Origin of the sequence: Nostoc sp. NMS9 (assembly GCF_017114995.1) — a bacterium.
In the GTDB taxonomy this organism is placed as follows: Bacteria; Cyanobacteriota; Cyanobacteriia; order Cyanobacteriales; family Nostocaceae; genus Nostoc.
Genome location: NZ_JABXKL010000009.1, coordinates 1 through 16210 on the forward strand (window position 1 = coordinate 1; position 16210 = coordinate 16210).

At 43.2% G+C, this 16210-nt stretch carries 18 protein-coding genes and 1 tRNA gene; 14 read left to right on the forward strand and 5 right to left on the reverse strand.

The genetic code is table 11. The annotated features are described in order from the left end of the window. On the forward strand, window positions 1-407 hold a 407-nt coding region (locus HWQ40_RS03780; RefSeq protein WP_292775052.1), incomplete at its 5' end, for a formylglycine-generating enzyme family protein. Between the two features lie 305 nt (window positions 408-712). Here HWQ40_RS03780 and HWQ40_RS03785 read toward each other — a convergent pair. Next, window positions 713-794: transfer RNA gene (locus tag HWQ40_RS03785), tRNA-Leu, on the reverse strand. 114 nt (window positions 795-908) lie between these two features. Next, the gene (gene alr, locus HWQ40_RS03790; RefSeq protein WP_292775053.1) at window positions 909-2096 is read right to left on the reverse strand and encodes an alanine racemase; all 1188 of its coding nucleotides are present in this window, start codon (window positions 2094-2096) and stop codon (window positions 909-911) included. A 410-nt stretch (window positions 2097-2506) separates the two neighbouring features. On the opposite strand from alr, the gene HWQ40_RS03795 reads away from it, so the two are divergent. From HWQ40_RS03795 to HWQ40_RS03830, 8 genes are all read left to right on the forward strand, one after another. Further along, on the forward strand, window positions 2507-3004 hold the full coding sequence (locus tag HWQ40_RS03795) for an HNH endonuclease (RefSeq protein ID WP_094349059.1): 498 nt from the start codon (window positions 2507-2509) through the stop codon (window positions 3002-3004). A 664-nt stretch (window positions 3005-3668) separates the two neighbouring features. Further along, on the forward strand, window positions 3669-4952 hold the full coding sequence (locus HWQ40_RS03800; RefSeq protein WP_292775055.1) for a bifunctional oligoribonuclease/PAP phosphatase NrnA: 1284 nt from the start codon (window positions 3669-3671) through the stop codon (window positions 4950-4952). 175 nt (window positions 4953-5127) lie between these two features. After that, on the forward strand, window positions 5128-5598 hold the full coding sequence (locus HWQ40_RS03805) for a DUF29 domain-containing protein (RefSeq protein WP_292775057.1): 471 nt from the start codon (window positions 5128-5130) through the stop codon (window positions 5596-5598). 105 nt (window positions 5599-5703) lie between these two features. Next, a complete protein-coding gene (locus HWQ40_RS03810; protein WP_292775058.1) occupies window positions 5704-6114 on the forward strand; it encodes a RusA family crossover junction endodeoxyribonuclease in 411 nt (136 codons plus the stop codon). Beyond that, window positions 6111-7157 (forward strand): hypothetical protein, encoded by a 1047-nt coding sequence (locus tag HWQ40_RS03815; RefSeq protein WP_292775060.1) that lies wholly within the window; start codon window positions 6111-6113, stop codon window positions 7155-7157. Before HWQ40_RS03810 ends, HWQ40_RS03815 begins: the two co-directional genes overlap by 4 nt. After that, the gene (locus HWQ40_RS03820) at window positions 7154-7414 is read left to right on the forward strand and encodes a hypothetical protein (RefSeq protein ID WP_292775061.1); all 261 of its coding nucleotides are present in this window, start codon (window positions 7154-7156) and stop codon (window positions 7412-7414) included. Before HWQ40_RS03815 ends, HWQ40_RS03820 begins: the two co-directional genes overlap by 4 nt. 51 nt (window positions 7415-7465) lie before the next feature. Further along, window positions 7466-7960: a phosphohistidine phosphatase SixA gene (gene sixA, locus HWQ40_RS03825; protein ID WP_292775062.1), complete on the forward strand. Its 495-nt coding sequence runs from the start codon at window positions 7466-7468 to the stop codon at window positions 7958-7960. 108 nt (window positions 7961-8068) lie between these two features. Next, window positions 8069-9205 (forward strand): citrate synthase, encoded by a 1137-nt coding sequence (locus HWQ40_RS03830; RefSeq protein ID WP_292775063.1) that lies wholly within the window; start codon window positions 8069-8071, stop codon window positions 9203-9205. Between the two features lie 50 nt (window positions 9206-9255). Here HWQ40_RS03830 and HWQ40_RS03835 read toward each other — a convergent pair whose 3' ends face one another. Further along, a complete protein-coding gene (locus HWQ40_RS03835) occupies window positions 9256-9381 on the reverse strand; it encodes a hypothetical protein (RefSeq protein ID WP_292775064.1) in 126 nt (41 codons plus the stop codon). A 126-nt stretch (window positions 9382-9507) separates the two neighbouring features. On the opposite strand from HWQ40_RS03835, the gene nuoH reads away from it, so the two are divergent. The 5 genes from nuoH (at window position 9508) to HWQ40_RS03860 (ending at window position 13303) form a co-directional block, all read left to right on the forward strand. Further along, window positions 9508-10626, forward strand: coding sequence for an NADH-quinone oxidoreductase subunit NuoH (gene nuoH / locus HWQ40_RS03840; RefSeq protein WP_292775066.1), 1119 nt, complete (start codon window positions 9508-9510; stop codon window positions 10624-10626). 89 nt (window positions 10627-10715) lie between these two features. After that, a complete protein-coding gene (gene ndhI / locus HWQ40_RS03845) occupies window positions 10716-11300 on the forward strand; it encodes an NAD(P)H-quinone oxidoreductase subunit I (protein WP_273763572.1) in 585 nt (194 codons plus the stop codon). 96 nt (window positions 11301-11396) lie between these two features. Beyond that, a complete protein-coding gene (locus HWQ40_RS03850) occupies window positions 11397-12011 on the forward strand; it encodes an NADH-quinone oxidoreductase subunit J (RefSeq protein ID WP_292775067.1) in 615 nt (204 codons plus the stop codon). Window positions 12012-12070: 59 nt separating this feature from the next. After that, a complete protein-coding gene (gene nuoK, locus HWQ40_RS03855; protein ID WP_006199065.1) occupies window positions 12071-12376 on the forward strand; it encodes an NADH-quinone oxidoreductase subunit NuoK in 306 nt (101 codons plus the stop codon). 6 nt (window positions 12377-12382) lie between these two features. Continuing rightward, on the forward strand, window positions 12383-13303 hold the full coding sequence (locus HWQ40_RS03860; protein WP_292775069.1) for an NAD(+) kinase: 921 nt from the start codon (window positions 12383-12385) through the stop codon (window positions 13301-13303). 211 nt (window positions 13304-13514) lie between these two features. On the opposite strand, the gene HWQ40_RS03865 is transcribed toward HWQ40_RS03860, so the two are convergent. Together HWQ40_RS03865 and HWQ40_RS03870 are read right to left on the reverse strand one after the other, a co-directional pair. Beyond that, on the reverse strand, window positions 13515-13664 hold the full coding sequence (locus tag HWQ40_RS03865) for a hypothetical protein (RefSeq protein ID WP_292775070.1): 150 nt from the start codon (window positions 13662-13664) through the stop codon (window positions 13515-13517). 301 nt (window positions 13665-13965) lie between these two features. Beyond that, window positions 13966-15735 carry a pentapeptide repeat-containing protein gene (locus HWQ40_RS03870; protein WP_292775071.1) on the reverse strand — a complete coding sequence of 590 codons (1770 nt, stop codon included), beginning with the start codon at window positions 15733-15735 and terminating at the stop codon, window positions 13966-13968. Between the last annotated feature and the right edge of the window lie 475 nt (window positions 15736-16210).

Genomic DNA, 16210 nt, shown 5'->3' on the forward strand with positions numbered 1-16210 from the left:
ATGGGATATCACGATTACTCCAGTTTGATTGGGATCTTATTTTCTTGCAAGTCCCCAACTACGATGGAAATTCTACTTACGCTTCTGAGCCAAAAGGAAAAAATCGTAGAGAAACAATAGAAGTAGGCAGTTTTCCACCCAACGCCTTTGGATTATACGACATGCACGGGAATGTCTGGGAGTGGTGTCAAGATACTTGGCATGGCAGCTATAAAGGAGCGCCTAGAGATGGAAGTGCATGGATATATAATGATAATCAGTCTTGTATTCTGCGGGGCGGTTCCTGGCTCTACTATCTTCTGTACTGCCGTTTTGCGTCCCGCTTCAACATCATTTGGGCGGTGCGCGACAACTTCAACTACTATATTGGTTTTCGTGTAGCCTGCGCTGTTGGGAGGACTCTTTAGCCCTTTACTCTTATTTTCTTTACCCTTTTTGAGTGTACCGAAGCGGAACGATCTAATTTTTTTGAAAATCAAAGGCTGAATTTATACAGAAAATTAATCTTGAAGAAGAATGAGAATACAGAATTCAATTGCAGAATTCTGGCTCCTGACTCCTGAATTCTGTTTTGTTAAAAAACACAGACAATAATCTTCTTACCACAGTAGAATCTAACTCTACTGATTTTCCTGCTTGCAGTTGAGGATGAATTAATTCATAGATTTCTTGCATGAGCCTGTTGGCTTATGCAGCTTTCGACAATTAAAAATGCGGATAAAAGGACTTGAACCTTCACTCCTTTCGGAACTAGAACCTAAATCTAGCGCGTCTGCCAATTCCGCCATATCCGCATCAGTTTTCTATAATACCATAAGAAATTATTTATGGAAAGGGAAAATGTGGGACAAGGGAGACATTAATTTCCTATGCCCCATACTTCGATTTCGCTCAGTACAAGTGCCCAGCTACATAACTGCAACACGAGGCAGACGATGCTTGAACCCGCAGAGAATTTCCCAAGAAATAGTGTTTAATTCTTCTGCCCATTCGTCCGCTGAAATTTGTTCTTTTCCCTGTTCCCCTAGTAAAGTGACTACTTCTCCTTCTTGGATATTGGGTATGGCACTCACATCCAGCATCAACTGATCCATTGTAATTGTCCCAATTTGCGACACCCGCTGACCGCGAATTAACGCCTGCATTTTGTTGGAAAGACTGCGGGGAACACCGTCAGCATAGCCAATTCCCACGACGGCGAGGCGAAGTTCACGTGGGGCAATAAATTGATGGCCATAGCTAACAGCAGTTCCTGCGGCAATTGTTTTGACTTGGGTAACTCGTGCCTTAAGTTCCAAAACAGGCTTGAGGTCGATCGCATTTTGTAAATGCGGTGCTGGATAAAGTCCGTAAACAGCTAAACCTACTCGCACCATGTCGTAATGCAATGCCGGATTTGTGAGTGCAGCAGCTGAGTTTGCCAAGTGCAAGCAAGGTGGTTCAATTCCCATTGCTTTGATTTGGGCGATCGCATCCTCAAATCGTTTATGCTGTTCTTCCATTGCCGTCGGATCGGGATCGTCTGCTGTTGCCAAATGAGAATAAATACTGGCAATAGATAGATGTGGTAATCGCTGCACTAATTGCACAAATTCGCCAGCTTGCTGCCAATTAGTTCCCAATCTAGACATTCCTGTGTCTAATTTAATGTGTACGGGCACTGGAGAACCATGATTCATCGATTCCAGAGTATCAGAAAATACTAAAGCTTGTTTAGGGCTACAGAGTGTGGGCTGAAGTTTCCATTGGGCGATCGCATGAATCTGCTCTAGCGTATGAGTTGCCCCTAAAATCAAAATGGGCGCTTGAATCCCGCCTTCTCGCAATTGAATAGCTTCTGGAACTGTAGCCACTCCCAGGCAACTAGCTCCCGATTGGATGGCAATTTGAGCGACTGTTACTGCTCCATGTCCATAGGCATCAGCTTTTACTACTGCCATCAACTGGGTACGCGGCGATAAAAACTGCATCAGTTGCTTTACATTGTACGACAACGCCTCTAAATCAATTTCTACCCAAGCTCGTTGCGAAAACCACGCGTAAGTATCGCACTGCTGATTAGGAACTACACCAGGGATTTGTTTGCGACTTAACATTTGTACTGACTCCTATCCCGCCACGGCTAAACTTGCAAGTTATCTATCTATACACGCTCCTAAAAGCGAGATCAGATTAAATAGGAAGTTTAACCTTCAGATTGGAATTGATACAAGATGTTGCGGCGCTAAAGTAAGAGTTATGAGTGAGGAGTTAGAAGTAAATCTTAAGACTCAACTTTTCGCTCCGTTCTTCTCTACGAGACGCTGCGCGATTACGTCAGTCTACGTAAACCTTTTAATCAAGTAATAAATCTGACTTTCCAACTCTTAACTCCTCACTCCTAACTCCTAACTCCTCACTCTTAACTCAATTTCCAAATTCTCCCGAAAGTATAATTTCTTGTCATCTCCCTAGCAGGGTGTATTTGTGTTAATATATTGTAAAACTCATACCCTGAGCGCAAATAATGGGGAAGGTTTTAGTCTTAAACGCCTCTTACGAACCTCTCAATATAACGAGTTGGCGTCGTGCTGTAGTTCTTTTAATCAAGGGCAAAGCAGAACGCGTGGAACACAACGGTAAATTTCTGTATACGGATTTCCCGTTGCCGACCGTGATCCGGTTGCGTCATTATGTACGCGTTCCTTATAAAGAAATCCCTCTAACTCGCCGAAATATATTGCACCGTGATGGTCATGCCTGTCAATACTGTGGTTACACAGGGGATGAGTTGACACTAGATCATGTAATACCGCGATCGCGCGGCGGAGGCGATACTTGGGAGAATATTGTTACCGCTTGTGTCCGTTGCAATGTCAAAAAAGGCAGTCGGACTCCCCACGAAGCTCACATGCCTTTGCGTCATCCCCCGCGCCAACCTTATAGCAGCCTCTATTTCGAGGTCAGCAAACATCTTAAGAGTGGACTGCATACAGAGTGGCAAAAGTATGTTATAGGTCTTTGAGCAAAAAATCAGAGGAGCAAAGGAGAAAGAAGAAATACCCTCTTTCTTTGGGAGATAGCCAATAACTTTAGTTATCGAGTGTTAAAAAATTGGTAGCTATATGGCTGGCAACGAAGGCGATTGCATCAACTATCAAGCTTTTAAATTTGTTGTATGTATATATGTTTCCTCTTTGCTCTTTATTCCCCTTGTATTTTGCCCTTTTCCATTGGAATTTACTCTAAATTTTCAGAATTTTCAAAGGATATTATAGGAAACACGCCTTGTTAATCAAAAATAATTGTTAATTGCTCAATAGTCACAATAATGAGAATATTAAGCATAAGAATATTCAAATATCAAGGACTAATTCTAAAGTATAAGATAGAAAGTATACCCTAAGTTAGATAAAAATCCCCCTGATTCAATTTACGAAAGAGAACAAAACTCCTAAAACATATTTATGCTGCCAGATACAGCCCGATATCCTAAACTTCTTTGCTGTATGCCCTTTAGTGGAAATTAGTTGATTGTTGAGCGCTGTTACTGACAAGAAATATACTTAGATGTATAGTGCAATGTTTTCAGATTTTTGCGAAGATCATAATAATGTGGCTAAATTCAGTGAATTGCTGCTCGTAGTATTTCTGAATTAAAGGAGCCTCACACTTTAAAAAAGTTCCCTATGTACTTTAATTCTCCCGTTACTCAGTTTGAGAGTTTGTCATTGACCACAGAGCCAAACCCAGAGGAACCTGAAATCGAGAAAGCCCCAGTGGAAGTTGCATTTAAAAGTCCATCATTACCGCCATCGGTAGGTGATGGGGCTATATATCTCAGTCAGCGTGGTAATTCTCTGGCACAACAAAAGTCAGAAGAACTGCAAAAAACCCTTTTGGCACACCGACACGATCGCCAACTGGTAATTCTGCAAGATTTTCCTGACCCTGATGCCCTTTCCTGTGCCTGGGCTTATCAGTTAATTGCCCAGCAATATGATATCAAATGTGAAATCATTTATGCTGGCGCATTGAGCCATCAAGAAAATATTGCCTTGGTAAGGCTGACTAATTTACCTATCCAACGCTGGACAACGCAAACCTTGAAAACCAAAGATTTGTCATCTTATCAAGGTTTTGTATTAATTGACAACCAGGGAACCACTTCGCAACTACTGTCAGCGATGCAGCAGGCTGGAATTCCCCTAGTGGTACTCATCGACCATCACAGTATCCAAGGCGATCTGCAATCAGAGTTTGAGGATATTCGTCCTTATGTAAGAGCGACGGCAACAATTTTTACTCAATATCTCCAAACAGGATTATTAGCATTAGATAGCAGCATAAATCAACACGTCAAATGCGCTACTGCCTTGATGCATGGCTTGCGATCGGATACAAATCGGCTCATGCAAGCGCAAGAAGAAGATTTTATGGCAGCGGCGTATTTAAGCCGATTTTATGACGCCCAACTGCTGAATGCCATTTTACAGGCCAACCGTTCCAAGCGGGTAATGGATGTGATCGAGCGATCGCTCAAAAACCGCATCGTCCAAAATAACTTTTCCATTGCTGGTGTTGGTTACTTACGCTACGAAGACCGTGATGCCATCCCCCAAGCGGCTGATTTTCTGGTCACCGAAGAAAATGTCCACACCGCCGTAGTTTATGGCATTGTTCACGATGAAGACGAAGAATTAGAAATAGTCATTGGCTCCCTGAGAACCAGCAAACTCACTCTTGACCCCGATGAATTCATCAAAGAAGCCTTTGGACAAGATAGTGCAGGGCGCTTTTTTGGCGGTGGAAGAACAAGCGCAGGCGGCTTTGAAATTCCAATGGGCTTCTTATCTGGCAGCAACGAAAATTCTGCTTATGCGAAAATGAAATGGGAAGTATTCGACGCTCAAATTAAGCAAAAACTGTTGAGGTTAGTTAATCCTAGAGATAATCCGATTCAGTCGGAGTAGAGGGAACTCAAGGAGACGCGGAAAACTCCTAACCAATGCAGCAGTCAAAGTGTTTGTTCAGATAGCATCCCTTCCCGATTTTTGATAAAAGTCGGGAATTTGGGTTTTATGACGAATGCTGAACTAAATCAAAGTTAACTTGCGCCTACCTATTTATTTGTGAAGAAGGAGCGCCATGAAGTCTATAAAACTCCAAATCTTACAAACTCTGTATGAGCAAGATTTTTATGCTTGGGTAGAGCAGACAGCAGAGCTTTTGCGATCGCATCAGTGGGACACCCTGGATTTAGAACACTTAATTGAGGAAGTGGTGGACTTGGGTAAGAGTCAACAGCGGGCGTTGCAAAGTGCGTTGCGGTTAATCTTATCGCATTTGTTGAAGTGGAAGTATCAACCAGAACGTCGTAGTCACAGTTGGCAAGTGACCATTACCCGTGAGCGACTGAATATAGATGAATTGCTGCAAGAAAGTCCTAGCTTGCGGCATTTTTTAAATGATGCCGAGTGGATAAATACTACCTATCAAAGAGCGCGGCGAGAGGCAATGGTGGAAACGAGTTTATCAGAGGATAACTTTGCGATCGCTTGTCCATTTTCTGTCGATGAGATTTTAGACTTAGACTTTTATCCTAACCCTAACGAATAACCATGTAGAATTTTTGTATAAGTGTAGATATGCTCAATATGATGAGTAATCATCTGTGAAAATTGCTGTAACTTTCTTAACTAATTATAAAGATATGCACTTGGGATGCGAATAATACCTTTTGAATTTCTCATTCCCAGACGACCTGTTTCGTTACAGACAAAGAAAAAAGAAAACCTTCAGGCATGGAAGAATTTTGTGCGCGTTGAAGCTCAAAAAGTTTGGAAAGATCGCAGCGTCATTAAACAAGGTGATTTACAACTGACGCTAGTTTATCTTTGTGATGATTTTCCGGCTGATACCGATAATATTATCAAGCCGATTCAGGATGCACTTGTAGGCTTAGTTTTTGAAGATGATAGTTTGGTATCAGATGTAGAAAGCCATCGTCGGTTTATGTCTGACCCAATTGAGATTAAAAGTCTACCTTCCTTATTACAGCGTGCTGTCATCACAGGTCAAGAGTGTGTTTATGTAAAAGTAAGTGAATCTCAACCATTGGAAAAATACTTATGACTAACAATACTAAAATCCTATATGATGAAAAAGTGAAATCTCTGGCAGAGAAGTACGAAAGTCAAGGATTTCATGTTTTAACTGAACTCAAAACAGATGAATTACCATTTGATTTGGGTAACTACCAGCCAGATTTAATTGCTATTAAAGACGGTTCGGGTTTGGTAATTGAAGTAAAAAACAGCCTCAACCGTCTGTCGGTTGATCGTTTACAAGCTTTAGCAGAGGAAGTTAGTACGCATCCAGGTTGGCATTTTTTATTGGTAACGCTTGAAGACATAGAAGCCAAGTCATTACCTGGAACATCCGAACAATTTCTTTCATGGCAAGAGCTAACCGATCGGTTTATCCAAGCACATAAGCTTATTGAAAATGATGAAATTGAGCCTGCTTTTCTTTTTCTGTGGAGTATATTTGAGGGGGCTTTAAGAAAGCGAGCAGTCGATGTGTCAATTCCTATTGAACGTTTCCCCGTTATAGGATTACTAAGACATCTGTATTCCTTGGGAGAGTTATCAATCTCTCAATTTGACCTTGCTCAAGCTTGTTTTGAAGTTTGGAATCGTCTTGCTCACGGATATATTGAAAACCTAAATTTGCCAGCTGTACATAATTTTGACAATTTGGTTCGTGAATTATTAGGAAAATGGACAGTCGAACTCGCTATTAGTCAACTTTCATCAGAGGATCTAGCTGCTTTTCGTGCCTGGTTTGCGGAATTTGATGCAGCATCCTTGGATAAACGAGAACAATTAAGGAAAAATTTAATCAATCAGACAAGCCTTCTTTTAGCGCAAGAATTAATAAGAAATGAGAAACTAAAGAAGGAATTAAACGTAAACGACGAACAGGTTATAAATGTCAAACTCGCTGTTAGTCTACTTTCACCAGAGGATCTCGCCGCATTTCGTACCTGGTTTGCAGAATTCGATGCAGCAGCTTGGGATAAACAGATTGAAAAAGATGTGGCTGAAGGTCGGTTAGATGCATTGGCACAGAAAGCACTCAAACATCTGCGAGAAGGGCGTTGCACTGACCTGTGAAACATCGAGCAACCCCAGATTTTTGGTATTACTATCGCCAGTTACCAATTGATATCCAAGAGCTTGCTGATCGATGTTACGAGTTTCTTCGGGAAGATCCCAAATATCCATCATTGCATTTCAAAAAAGTCAGTCAGTTTTGGTCAGTGCGTATTGGTATATATTATCGGGCGCTTGCTGTAAAAGAAGATGATAATTTTGTATGGTTTTGGATTGGATCGCATCCAGAGTATGACAGATTGCTAAGTGGTGGATAGCGTTCTAACATTGCCTAAGAGCAGCCTAACTGATCACTCACAATACAAAGTATGGAACTATATTTAATTCGTCATGGCATCGCCGAAGACAAGGGATTAGGCATCAAGGATGAGGAGCGCAGCCTTACCAAAGAAGGAAGGCAAAAAACTGAGAAAGTTGCCCAGAAACTTGTTAAATTAGGTTTAAACTTTGATTTAATTCTTACCAGTCCCTTAGTACGGGCCCGCCAAACGGCTGAAATCCTGATAGCAGAAAAACTAAGCTCCCAGTTAGAGGAATCTAGCCACCTCGCCCACGATGGTCAAATTTCTAGTTGGCTAAAAGACTGGTTAGAACCAAGAAATTATTCCCAAAATACCCAACTAGCGCTGGTTGGACACGAACCTGATTTGACCAGTTGGGCTGAAATTCTCCTGTGGGGAGAAGTCAAAGCAAGCTTAGTCTTGAAAAAAGCAGGTATGATTGGGATAAAACTACCAGAAACTGATTCTCCTCTGGGTCGTAGTCAGATGTTTTGGTTGACACCACCCAAGTACCTGCTATAACAGTTTTTCAACATTTCCAATTGTTGTTAGAACGGCTACTGTTATGGCGACAATAAATTTCTGGTAAGTTAGCTTGATCAGATATTTCACAAAGCGAATGGTGTTGCCATGATGGTGTGCGAATACAAGCCTGGTTTAGAAGGCATTCCCGCCGCTCAATCAAGTATCAGCTATGTTGATGGGCAAAAGGGAATACTAGAATATCGTGGCATTAGGATTGAGGAATTAGCAGAAAAAAGTACATTCTTAGAAACTGCTTATCTCTTAATCTGGGGTAAACTGCCAAGCAAAGAAGAACTGGAAACATTTGAGCATGAAGTTCGTTACCACCGACGGATAAAATACCGCATTCGGGACATGATGAAATGCTTTCCAGAAAGCGGTCATCCAATGGATGCCTTGCAAGCCTCCGCTGCTGCTTTAGGCTTGTTTTATTCGCTCCGTGATTTACATAATCCTGTCTATATTCGAGATTCGGTGGTGCGCCTGATAGCAACCATTCCCACAATGGTAGCAGCGTTCCAACTGATGCGAAAAGGCAATGATCCGGTACGTCCCCGTGATGACTTAGACTACTCCGCCAACTTTCTATACATGCTCGATGAGAAAGAACCCGATCCTCTGATGGCGCGAGTTTTTGATATCTGCTTGATACTTCAGGTCGAGCATACAATGAATGCTTCCACTTTCAGTGCCAGGGTGACAGCTTCCACCTTAACTGATCCTTATGCTGTGGTTGCTAGTGCCGTCGGAACTTTGGGTGGGCCTCTGCATGGTGGAGCCAATGAAGAAGTAATTCAGATGTTGGAAAAAATTGGCTCTGTGGAAAATGTCCGTCCCTACATAGAGCATTGTCTGGAAACTAAATCTAAGATTATGGGCTTTGGACATCGTGTCTATAAAGTTAAAGACCCACGAGCCACAATTTTACAAGGACTAGCAGAGCAACTGTTTGAGAAGTTTGGCCATGACAAATTCTATGACATTGCTCAAGAAATGGAACGAGTGGTAGAGGAAAAACTCGGTAGCAAGGGGATTTATCCTAATATTGACTTTTATTCCGGTTTGGTGTATAGGAAGATGGGGATTCCCACAGACTTGTTTACGCCAATATTTGCGATCGCCCGTGTTGCCGGTTGGTTAGCCCACTGGAAAGAACAACTAGCAGAAAACCGGATTTTCCGTCCTACACAGGTTTACAACGGTCATCACGAAGTTACTTATACCCCCATTGACCAACGGTAAATGGGCATTGGGCATGAAGAAGAGACAAGGTAGACAAGGGAAAGATTTGTTCAATAATTTTTCCCCTTGTCTCCTTGTCCCCGCGTCTGCTCAATAGTCAATCTCAATGCCAACCATAAGTAGAAGTTCTCATCTCGCTTCAGGGTGGTCAAACCATCCAACGATATACTAGGCATGGGAATTGCCAACAAATCTTCAATCGGGCGTCATCACAGCAAAAATTAAAAATGGGTGAATTTACAGGTATTAATTTAACTAATAGTTGTAACTCACCATGACTCGATGTCTTAAAGAGCGGAAACATGAATTCAGGAATTGACCTCCAAGGAACTTTTATTGAATCCCTCCGGGATTTAGGTATACCAGCAGGAACAGCCAAAGCGATTTGGATGCCGCTGCCAATGATACTGATGCTGATTGGGGCAACAGTGGGGGTATTAGTTGCTACTTGGCTAGAACGGAAAATTTCTGCCTCTGCACAGCAGCGAATTGGCCCAGAATACCAGGGGCCTTTTGGGTTGCTGGTGCCTGTAGCGGATGGTCTGAAGCTGGTATTTAAAGAAGATATAGTACCAGCCAAGTCTGACCCCTGGCTGTTTACCCTTGGCCCAATTATTGTTGTAATTCCGGTGTTTCTGTCGTTCCTGATTGTGCCCTTTGGACAGAATATCGTAATTAGCAATGTGGGTATGGGTGTATTCTTGTGGATTGCCTTGTCAAGTATTCAACCCATCGGTTTGTTAATGGCTGGCTACGCATCTAATAATAAATACTCCCTCTTAGGGGGGTTGCGGGCAGCAGCGCAATCTATTAGTTATGAAATTCCTTTGGCGCTGGCGGTGTTAGCGATCGCTATGATGTCTAATAGCCTCGACACCGTTGATATTGTCAATCAGCAATCTGGCTACGGCATTCTGGGTTGGAACATTTGGCGACAACCAATTGGTTTTCTGATCTTTTGGATAGCCGCCCTCGCTGAATGCGAACGATTACCCTTTGACTTACCCGAAGCGGAAGAAGAAATCGTCGCAGGCTATCAGACTGAATACTCAGGCATGAAATTCGGTCTGTTCTACCTGGGTTCATACGTTAACTTAATCCTTTCTTCCTTACTAGTAGCAATTCTCTACCTGGGCGGTTGGGACTTTCCTATTCCCCTTAATCTCATCGCTGGTTGGCTGGGAGTCAGTGAAGTAAATCCTGTGTTCCAGATAGTAACTGCGGCTTTGGGTATCATCATGACCGTGTTCAAAGCCTATTTACTAGTGTTTGTCGCCATCCTGTTGCGCTGGACAGTACCACGGGTACGGATTGACCAACTGTTAGATTTAGGATGGAAGTTTTTGTTGCCAGTTGGTTTGGTTAATCTCCTATTAACCGCCGCCCTGAAACTAGCCTTTCCCTTCGCTTTTGGCGGATGAACCAATTTTAGATTTTAGATTTTAGATTTTGGATTGAATCTAAAATCTAAAATTCAAAATCAAAAATCTAAAAGAGAGAGTGAAACACAATGCTAAAGTTCCTAAAACAAGTTGGTGATTACGCCAAAGAAACGGTACAAGCTGCGCGTTACATTGGTCAGGGACTTTCTGTCACCTTCGACCACATGCGGCGGCGTCCAATTACTGTACAGTACCCTTACGAGAAACTAATTCTTGGCGAACGGTTTCGCGGTAGGATTCACTTTGAATTTGATAAGTGCATCGCTTGCGAAGTTTGCGTTCGCGTTTGTCCAATTAACCTACCTGTAGTAGATTGGGAATTCGACAAAGCCAGTAAAAAGAAAAAACTCAACCACTACAGCATTGACTTTGGAGTTTGTATCTTTTGTGGTAATTGTGTGGAATTTTGCCCCACTAACTGTCTATCTATGACAGAAGAGTATGAGCTTTCCACTTACGATCGCCATGAATTGAACTATGACAGTGTGGCGCTAGGTCGTCTGCCCTATAAGGTAACAGATGATCCAATGGTTACACCACTGCGCGAACTAGTTTACCTACCCAAAGGCGTCCTCGAACCCCACGGACTGCCCGCAGATGCGCCACGTGCGGGTGCGCGTCCAGAAGACTTGGTAGAACAAACAGAAAAATAAATGTCATTTGTCATTTGTCCATTGTCCTTTCCTAATGACCAATGACCAATGACTAATGACTAATGACCAATGACAATTGACTAAGGACAAAAAACAGTGAATCTAGCAGAAGGAGTACAGTTAGTATCACTTGGCATACTGGGCGTGATGATGATTGGGGCAGCCATTGGTGTGGTGCTGTTCTCCAACATCGTCTATTCTGCCTTTTTGCTGGGGGGTGTGTTCATCAGCATAGCGGGAATGTACCTGTTGCTAAATGCTGATTTTGTTGCGGCTGCACAAATACTAATTTACGTTGGGGCGGTTAACGTGCTGATTTTGTTTGCCATTATGTTGGTGAACAAGCGGCAAAATTTTGTAGCATTTCCTAACTCTTGGGTGCGTAAAGTACTTACCGGTGTAGTCAGTGTAGGATTGTTTGGTCTTTTAAGTACGATGGTGCTGGCTACTCCTTGGGCGTACTCAACTCCTCCTGTAGCGGGTGGCGAAAGTTCTATAGTTTTGATTGGAGAACATTTCTTCACTGACTTTTTACTACCTTTTGAATTAGCTTCCATTTTGCTGCTGATAGCGATGGTAGGAGCAATTATTTTGGCACGTCGCGAGTATTTGCCAGACCTGTTGACACCATCCAAACTGGGGCAAACTGTTTTAACTTTGCAAGAACGCCCCAGAGAACTAGTATCAACAACTAGCGAAACCAAAGAGTAAGATTTGCGACCTCAGTTGCAGAGAAACAGCCAGTTTTTTCAGGAGGGATACTCAGATTCATGCAACTCCAGTACTTTTTATTACTAGCAGCAGCTTTATTCTGCATCGGCATTTACGGTTTAATTACTAGCCGCAACGCTGTGCGGGTGCTGATGTCAATTGAATTACTGCTCAATGCTGTTAATCTGAATTTAATGGCATTTTCCAACTTCCTCGACTCAACATTAATTAAGGGTCAGGTTTTCACAGTATTTGTGATTACCGTGGCCGCAGCCGAAGCGGCGGTGGGTTTAGCGATCGTGCTCGCCATTTATCGCAACCGCGATACCGTCGATATGGAGCAGTTTAATCTCCTGAAGTGGTAATTGTGCGTGCAACTCAAGCAGGTAATCATTGCTTATAAAGCGCGGGATGCCCGGAGTAAAGAATGGGCAGAAATCTGTGCGAAACAACTAGAAAGTCGCGATTGCCAAGTGTTGATGGGACCTAGCGGGCCGAAAGACAACCCCTATCCAGTCTTTTTGGCTTCGGCGGGTCAACCAATCGATCTCGCTTTGGTACTCGGTGGCGATGGTACTGTTTTAACTAGTGCTAGACATTTAGCCCCGGCTGGCATCCCAATTCTGGGAGTGAATGTAGGAGGTCATCTGGGGTTTTTAACTGAGTCAGTGGAAGAGTTTCAGGATACAGAGAAAGTTTGGGATCGGCTGTTTGAGGATCGCTATGCTATCCAACGACGGATGATGTTGCAAGCTGCGGTGTATGAGGGTCATGGATCTAACTTGGAACCAGTGAGTGAACGTTACCTGGCTTTGAATGAATTCTGTGTCAAACCCGCCTCCGCTGACCGAATGATCACCTCAATTCTGGAAATGGAAATCGATGGTGAGGTAGTCGATCAATACGTCGGGGATGGGTTGATTATTTCCACTCCTACAGGTTCCACAGGTTACACTGTTTCTGCGAATGGGCCAATTATGCATGATGGTATGGAGGCGCTTACCATCACTCCTATTTGTGCAATGAGCCTTTCTAGTCGTCCCCTCGTTTTACCCCCTGGTTCTGTGGTGAGTATTTGGCCTTTGGGTGATTACGATTTGAGTACCAAGCTGTGGACAGATGGGGTTTTGGGAACTTCAATTTGGCCCGGACACCGTGTTGATGTACGGATGGCAGAGTGTCGGGCTAAATTTATTATTTTGCGCGAGAACAATTCCTACTATCAGACGCTACGGGAGAAGTTGCTGTGGGCAGGTACAAGGGTTCACTACAGCAATAATCACCGTAATTAATTAAGAATTTTAGAGTGCATTTACCGCAGATTGCGATCGCGTACCCGCCCGCTTTATAGCGATCGCAACCAAAATTACCCAAGCCCCTGGATTCATCTGGGGGCTTTCTGCTCTGATGGTGACTTTCTTTGCTGATAACGTTTATTGGTGACAATTTAGAGTGATGTGAAAAAAGTCAAGTAGGGAAAGCCTCCTTTGCTTCCACCTCTTCTTAACTCCGCCGCAACTGTTTCTTTAAGGCTTCTGGCACATTCACTGCTGTATCAAGTCCTTCCACATTTTCCCAGTTTGTATTTTCATCCCAGTCCATATCTCCCCAACTCTTCTGGCTGAGATTTGCGATAAACGCTTGTTCATTCACTGGGACTCGCGTAATTACTGCTTATACCAATTCAATTAATGATTGCAACACATCCTTGGATAAAGATGCGATGAATCGTGTCTCTACAAATGGTCTATTTGTTGCATTCTTTTTTCAAATTGGTATTATTTAGAGTTTAGTGTCAAATTTGGGGTTGATAGGTGTGGGAAGAATGACGTAGACGCGCAGCGGCTTGCCGCAGACTACCGCAGAGGCGCAGAGGACATGAAGGAAGAACGGAGGAAGAGGAAAGGCGATCGCATCAAGCTTGGGTTTTACCTTTCTCCTCATCTGCCTCATCTCAATTCAGTCCCAGTTCTTCCTTCAACGCCTCCGGTACATTAACTGCTGTCTCTAATCCCCGCACACTTTCCCACTGCTGCTTTTTACCCCAGATCATTTCTTCTAGATTGGCGTCGCTAAGGTCTGCACCACCCAGAATGGCGTAACTGAGGTTGCTATGGCTAAGATCCGCGCCGTTGAGGATAGCACCACTGAGGTTACTGCCACTGAGGTTAGCACTGTTAAGGTTGGCATAGCTGAAGTCTGTGCCAAAGAGGATGGCGTCGGTGAGGTCAGCACCACTGAGATCGGCGTCGTTGAGACTCACGCCGCTGAGATCAGCTTCGTTGAGAATCACCTGACTCAGGTCTACGCCGCTGAGGTCGGCACCTAAGAACATTGCACCATTAAGTCTGGCATTATTAAGTTTGGCACCGTTAAGTTTGGCATAGCTGAGGTCTGCGGCAACAAGGATAGCATTGCTGAGGTTGGTACTGAAAAGAATTGTGTCACTGAGGTTAGTACCGTTGAGGATGGCGTAACTCAAATCAGCACCACTGAGGTCGGCGCGGCAAAGGTCGGCATGGCTAAGGCTGACGCTATTAAGATTGGCTTCACTCAGATTTGCACCGAAAAGGATGGCATTATTTAGGTCAGCATGGCTGAGGTTAGTGCTGCTAAGGTCGGCGCGGTTGAGGTCGGCGTGGCTAAGGTCGGCACGGCTAAGGTTGGTATTGCTAAGGTCGGCACGGTTGAGGTCGGTACGGCTAAGGTTGGCACAGCTAAGGTTAGCACCGCTGAGGTTGGTGCTACTGAGGTCGGCACCGCTGAGGTTAACACCGCTGAGGTTGGCACCGCTGAGGTTGGCATCGCCGAGGTTGGCACCGCTAAGGTTAGCACCGCTGAAGTTTACGCCAGTTAAGTTGGCATCGCCGAGATAAGCAAGGCTTAGGTCAGCACCACTAAAATCTGCCCCTGTAAGGTTGGCATCACCGAGATAAGCATTGCGAAAGTTACCGCCTTTAAGGAATTGTCCAACTATACTGCTAAAGTTGCCAATTTCCAGGGCATCGCTATAATTGATAATCCGCAGCAGTTGGGATGTGAAAAAATTGTCTGTGTCCGGTTGGGCAGATGGATAAAAGGTGATTTTTTGTTTGAGTTCATCTCGCCCTTGGGCGTAGCGGTGTAACTCTAATAATAAAATCAGTACGTTTAGTCCTGTATATATGTCTACCTGTCTCAACCCGATCGCAATATTTTGTGCCGCTAGCTTTAACTTTGTTTTCTGAGGCAGGTTATCATCTGGTGTGCCATCGATAAATTCTCCCTGACACCAGCGACGATAAAAATCTTCTAGCCGCCAAAAAAGCAATTTTGGGCGGATTTTTTGACCAGTCACAACCAATTCCATTAGTTGCTTGACTATTTCAGGTTTCAGGGCACCATTGCCCAATAAATCGTAAATCTCTTCATGCATCTGGCGATCGCATACTCTAAAGTAAAACCCAGTGGGTAAAGTTCCCAATGTGCGATCGTCTATCTGATAACTCAAACCGTTCTTTGGTATTGTCCATTTTTCTAAGCTTTTTTGCAGTCTTGGAGAGTAGAAATATTCCTGCAAATTATCTTGAGCCAATTTAACCCTTTTGTCTGGTTCTTTAATATTTTTTCCTAGAGGTAAAACTGCTTCAGTTTGTGGCGATGTGGTCTTTGGCATCTCTTGTAACCTTGTACCCCTCACATAATTTCTCAGCAGCTGCCAGACTTGAGATAAATATGTTGACATTTCTGTTTCCGTTGTTACATTTAAATAACTGTTTTTGATAATCCTGAATTAAAAACTTTTTTATGCTAGTTTGCTTTTCATTCCCAACAATCAATAGTATAAATAAATACTATAGTAAAAAAATCATGAGTTAGCGATGTTTACGGCGGGCTACTTCTGGTGAATTTGCCAACAACGTTGTTGGATGGCGGCTTTTGGCTCACCTGTAATAGCCTTAAGCTTCTTCTCATGATGTAAACAAAGTGTTAACTTAAAAATTCTTTCAAAAATCAAGTAATTCCATGCTTTGGCTAATTTGTTATACTTTTTTCCAAAAAATTTACTAGTCTGATGTAAAAATCATACTTACTGTTTGTTGGAGATACAATTGTTAGGAAAAATCCTACACTAAAACAGCACAACAAAGCTGAAAAATGGCAACTAAAATTAAACTTGAAAGTTTGTTGCCTAATATAAAGCAGCTAAGAGAGATAAT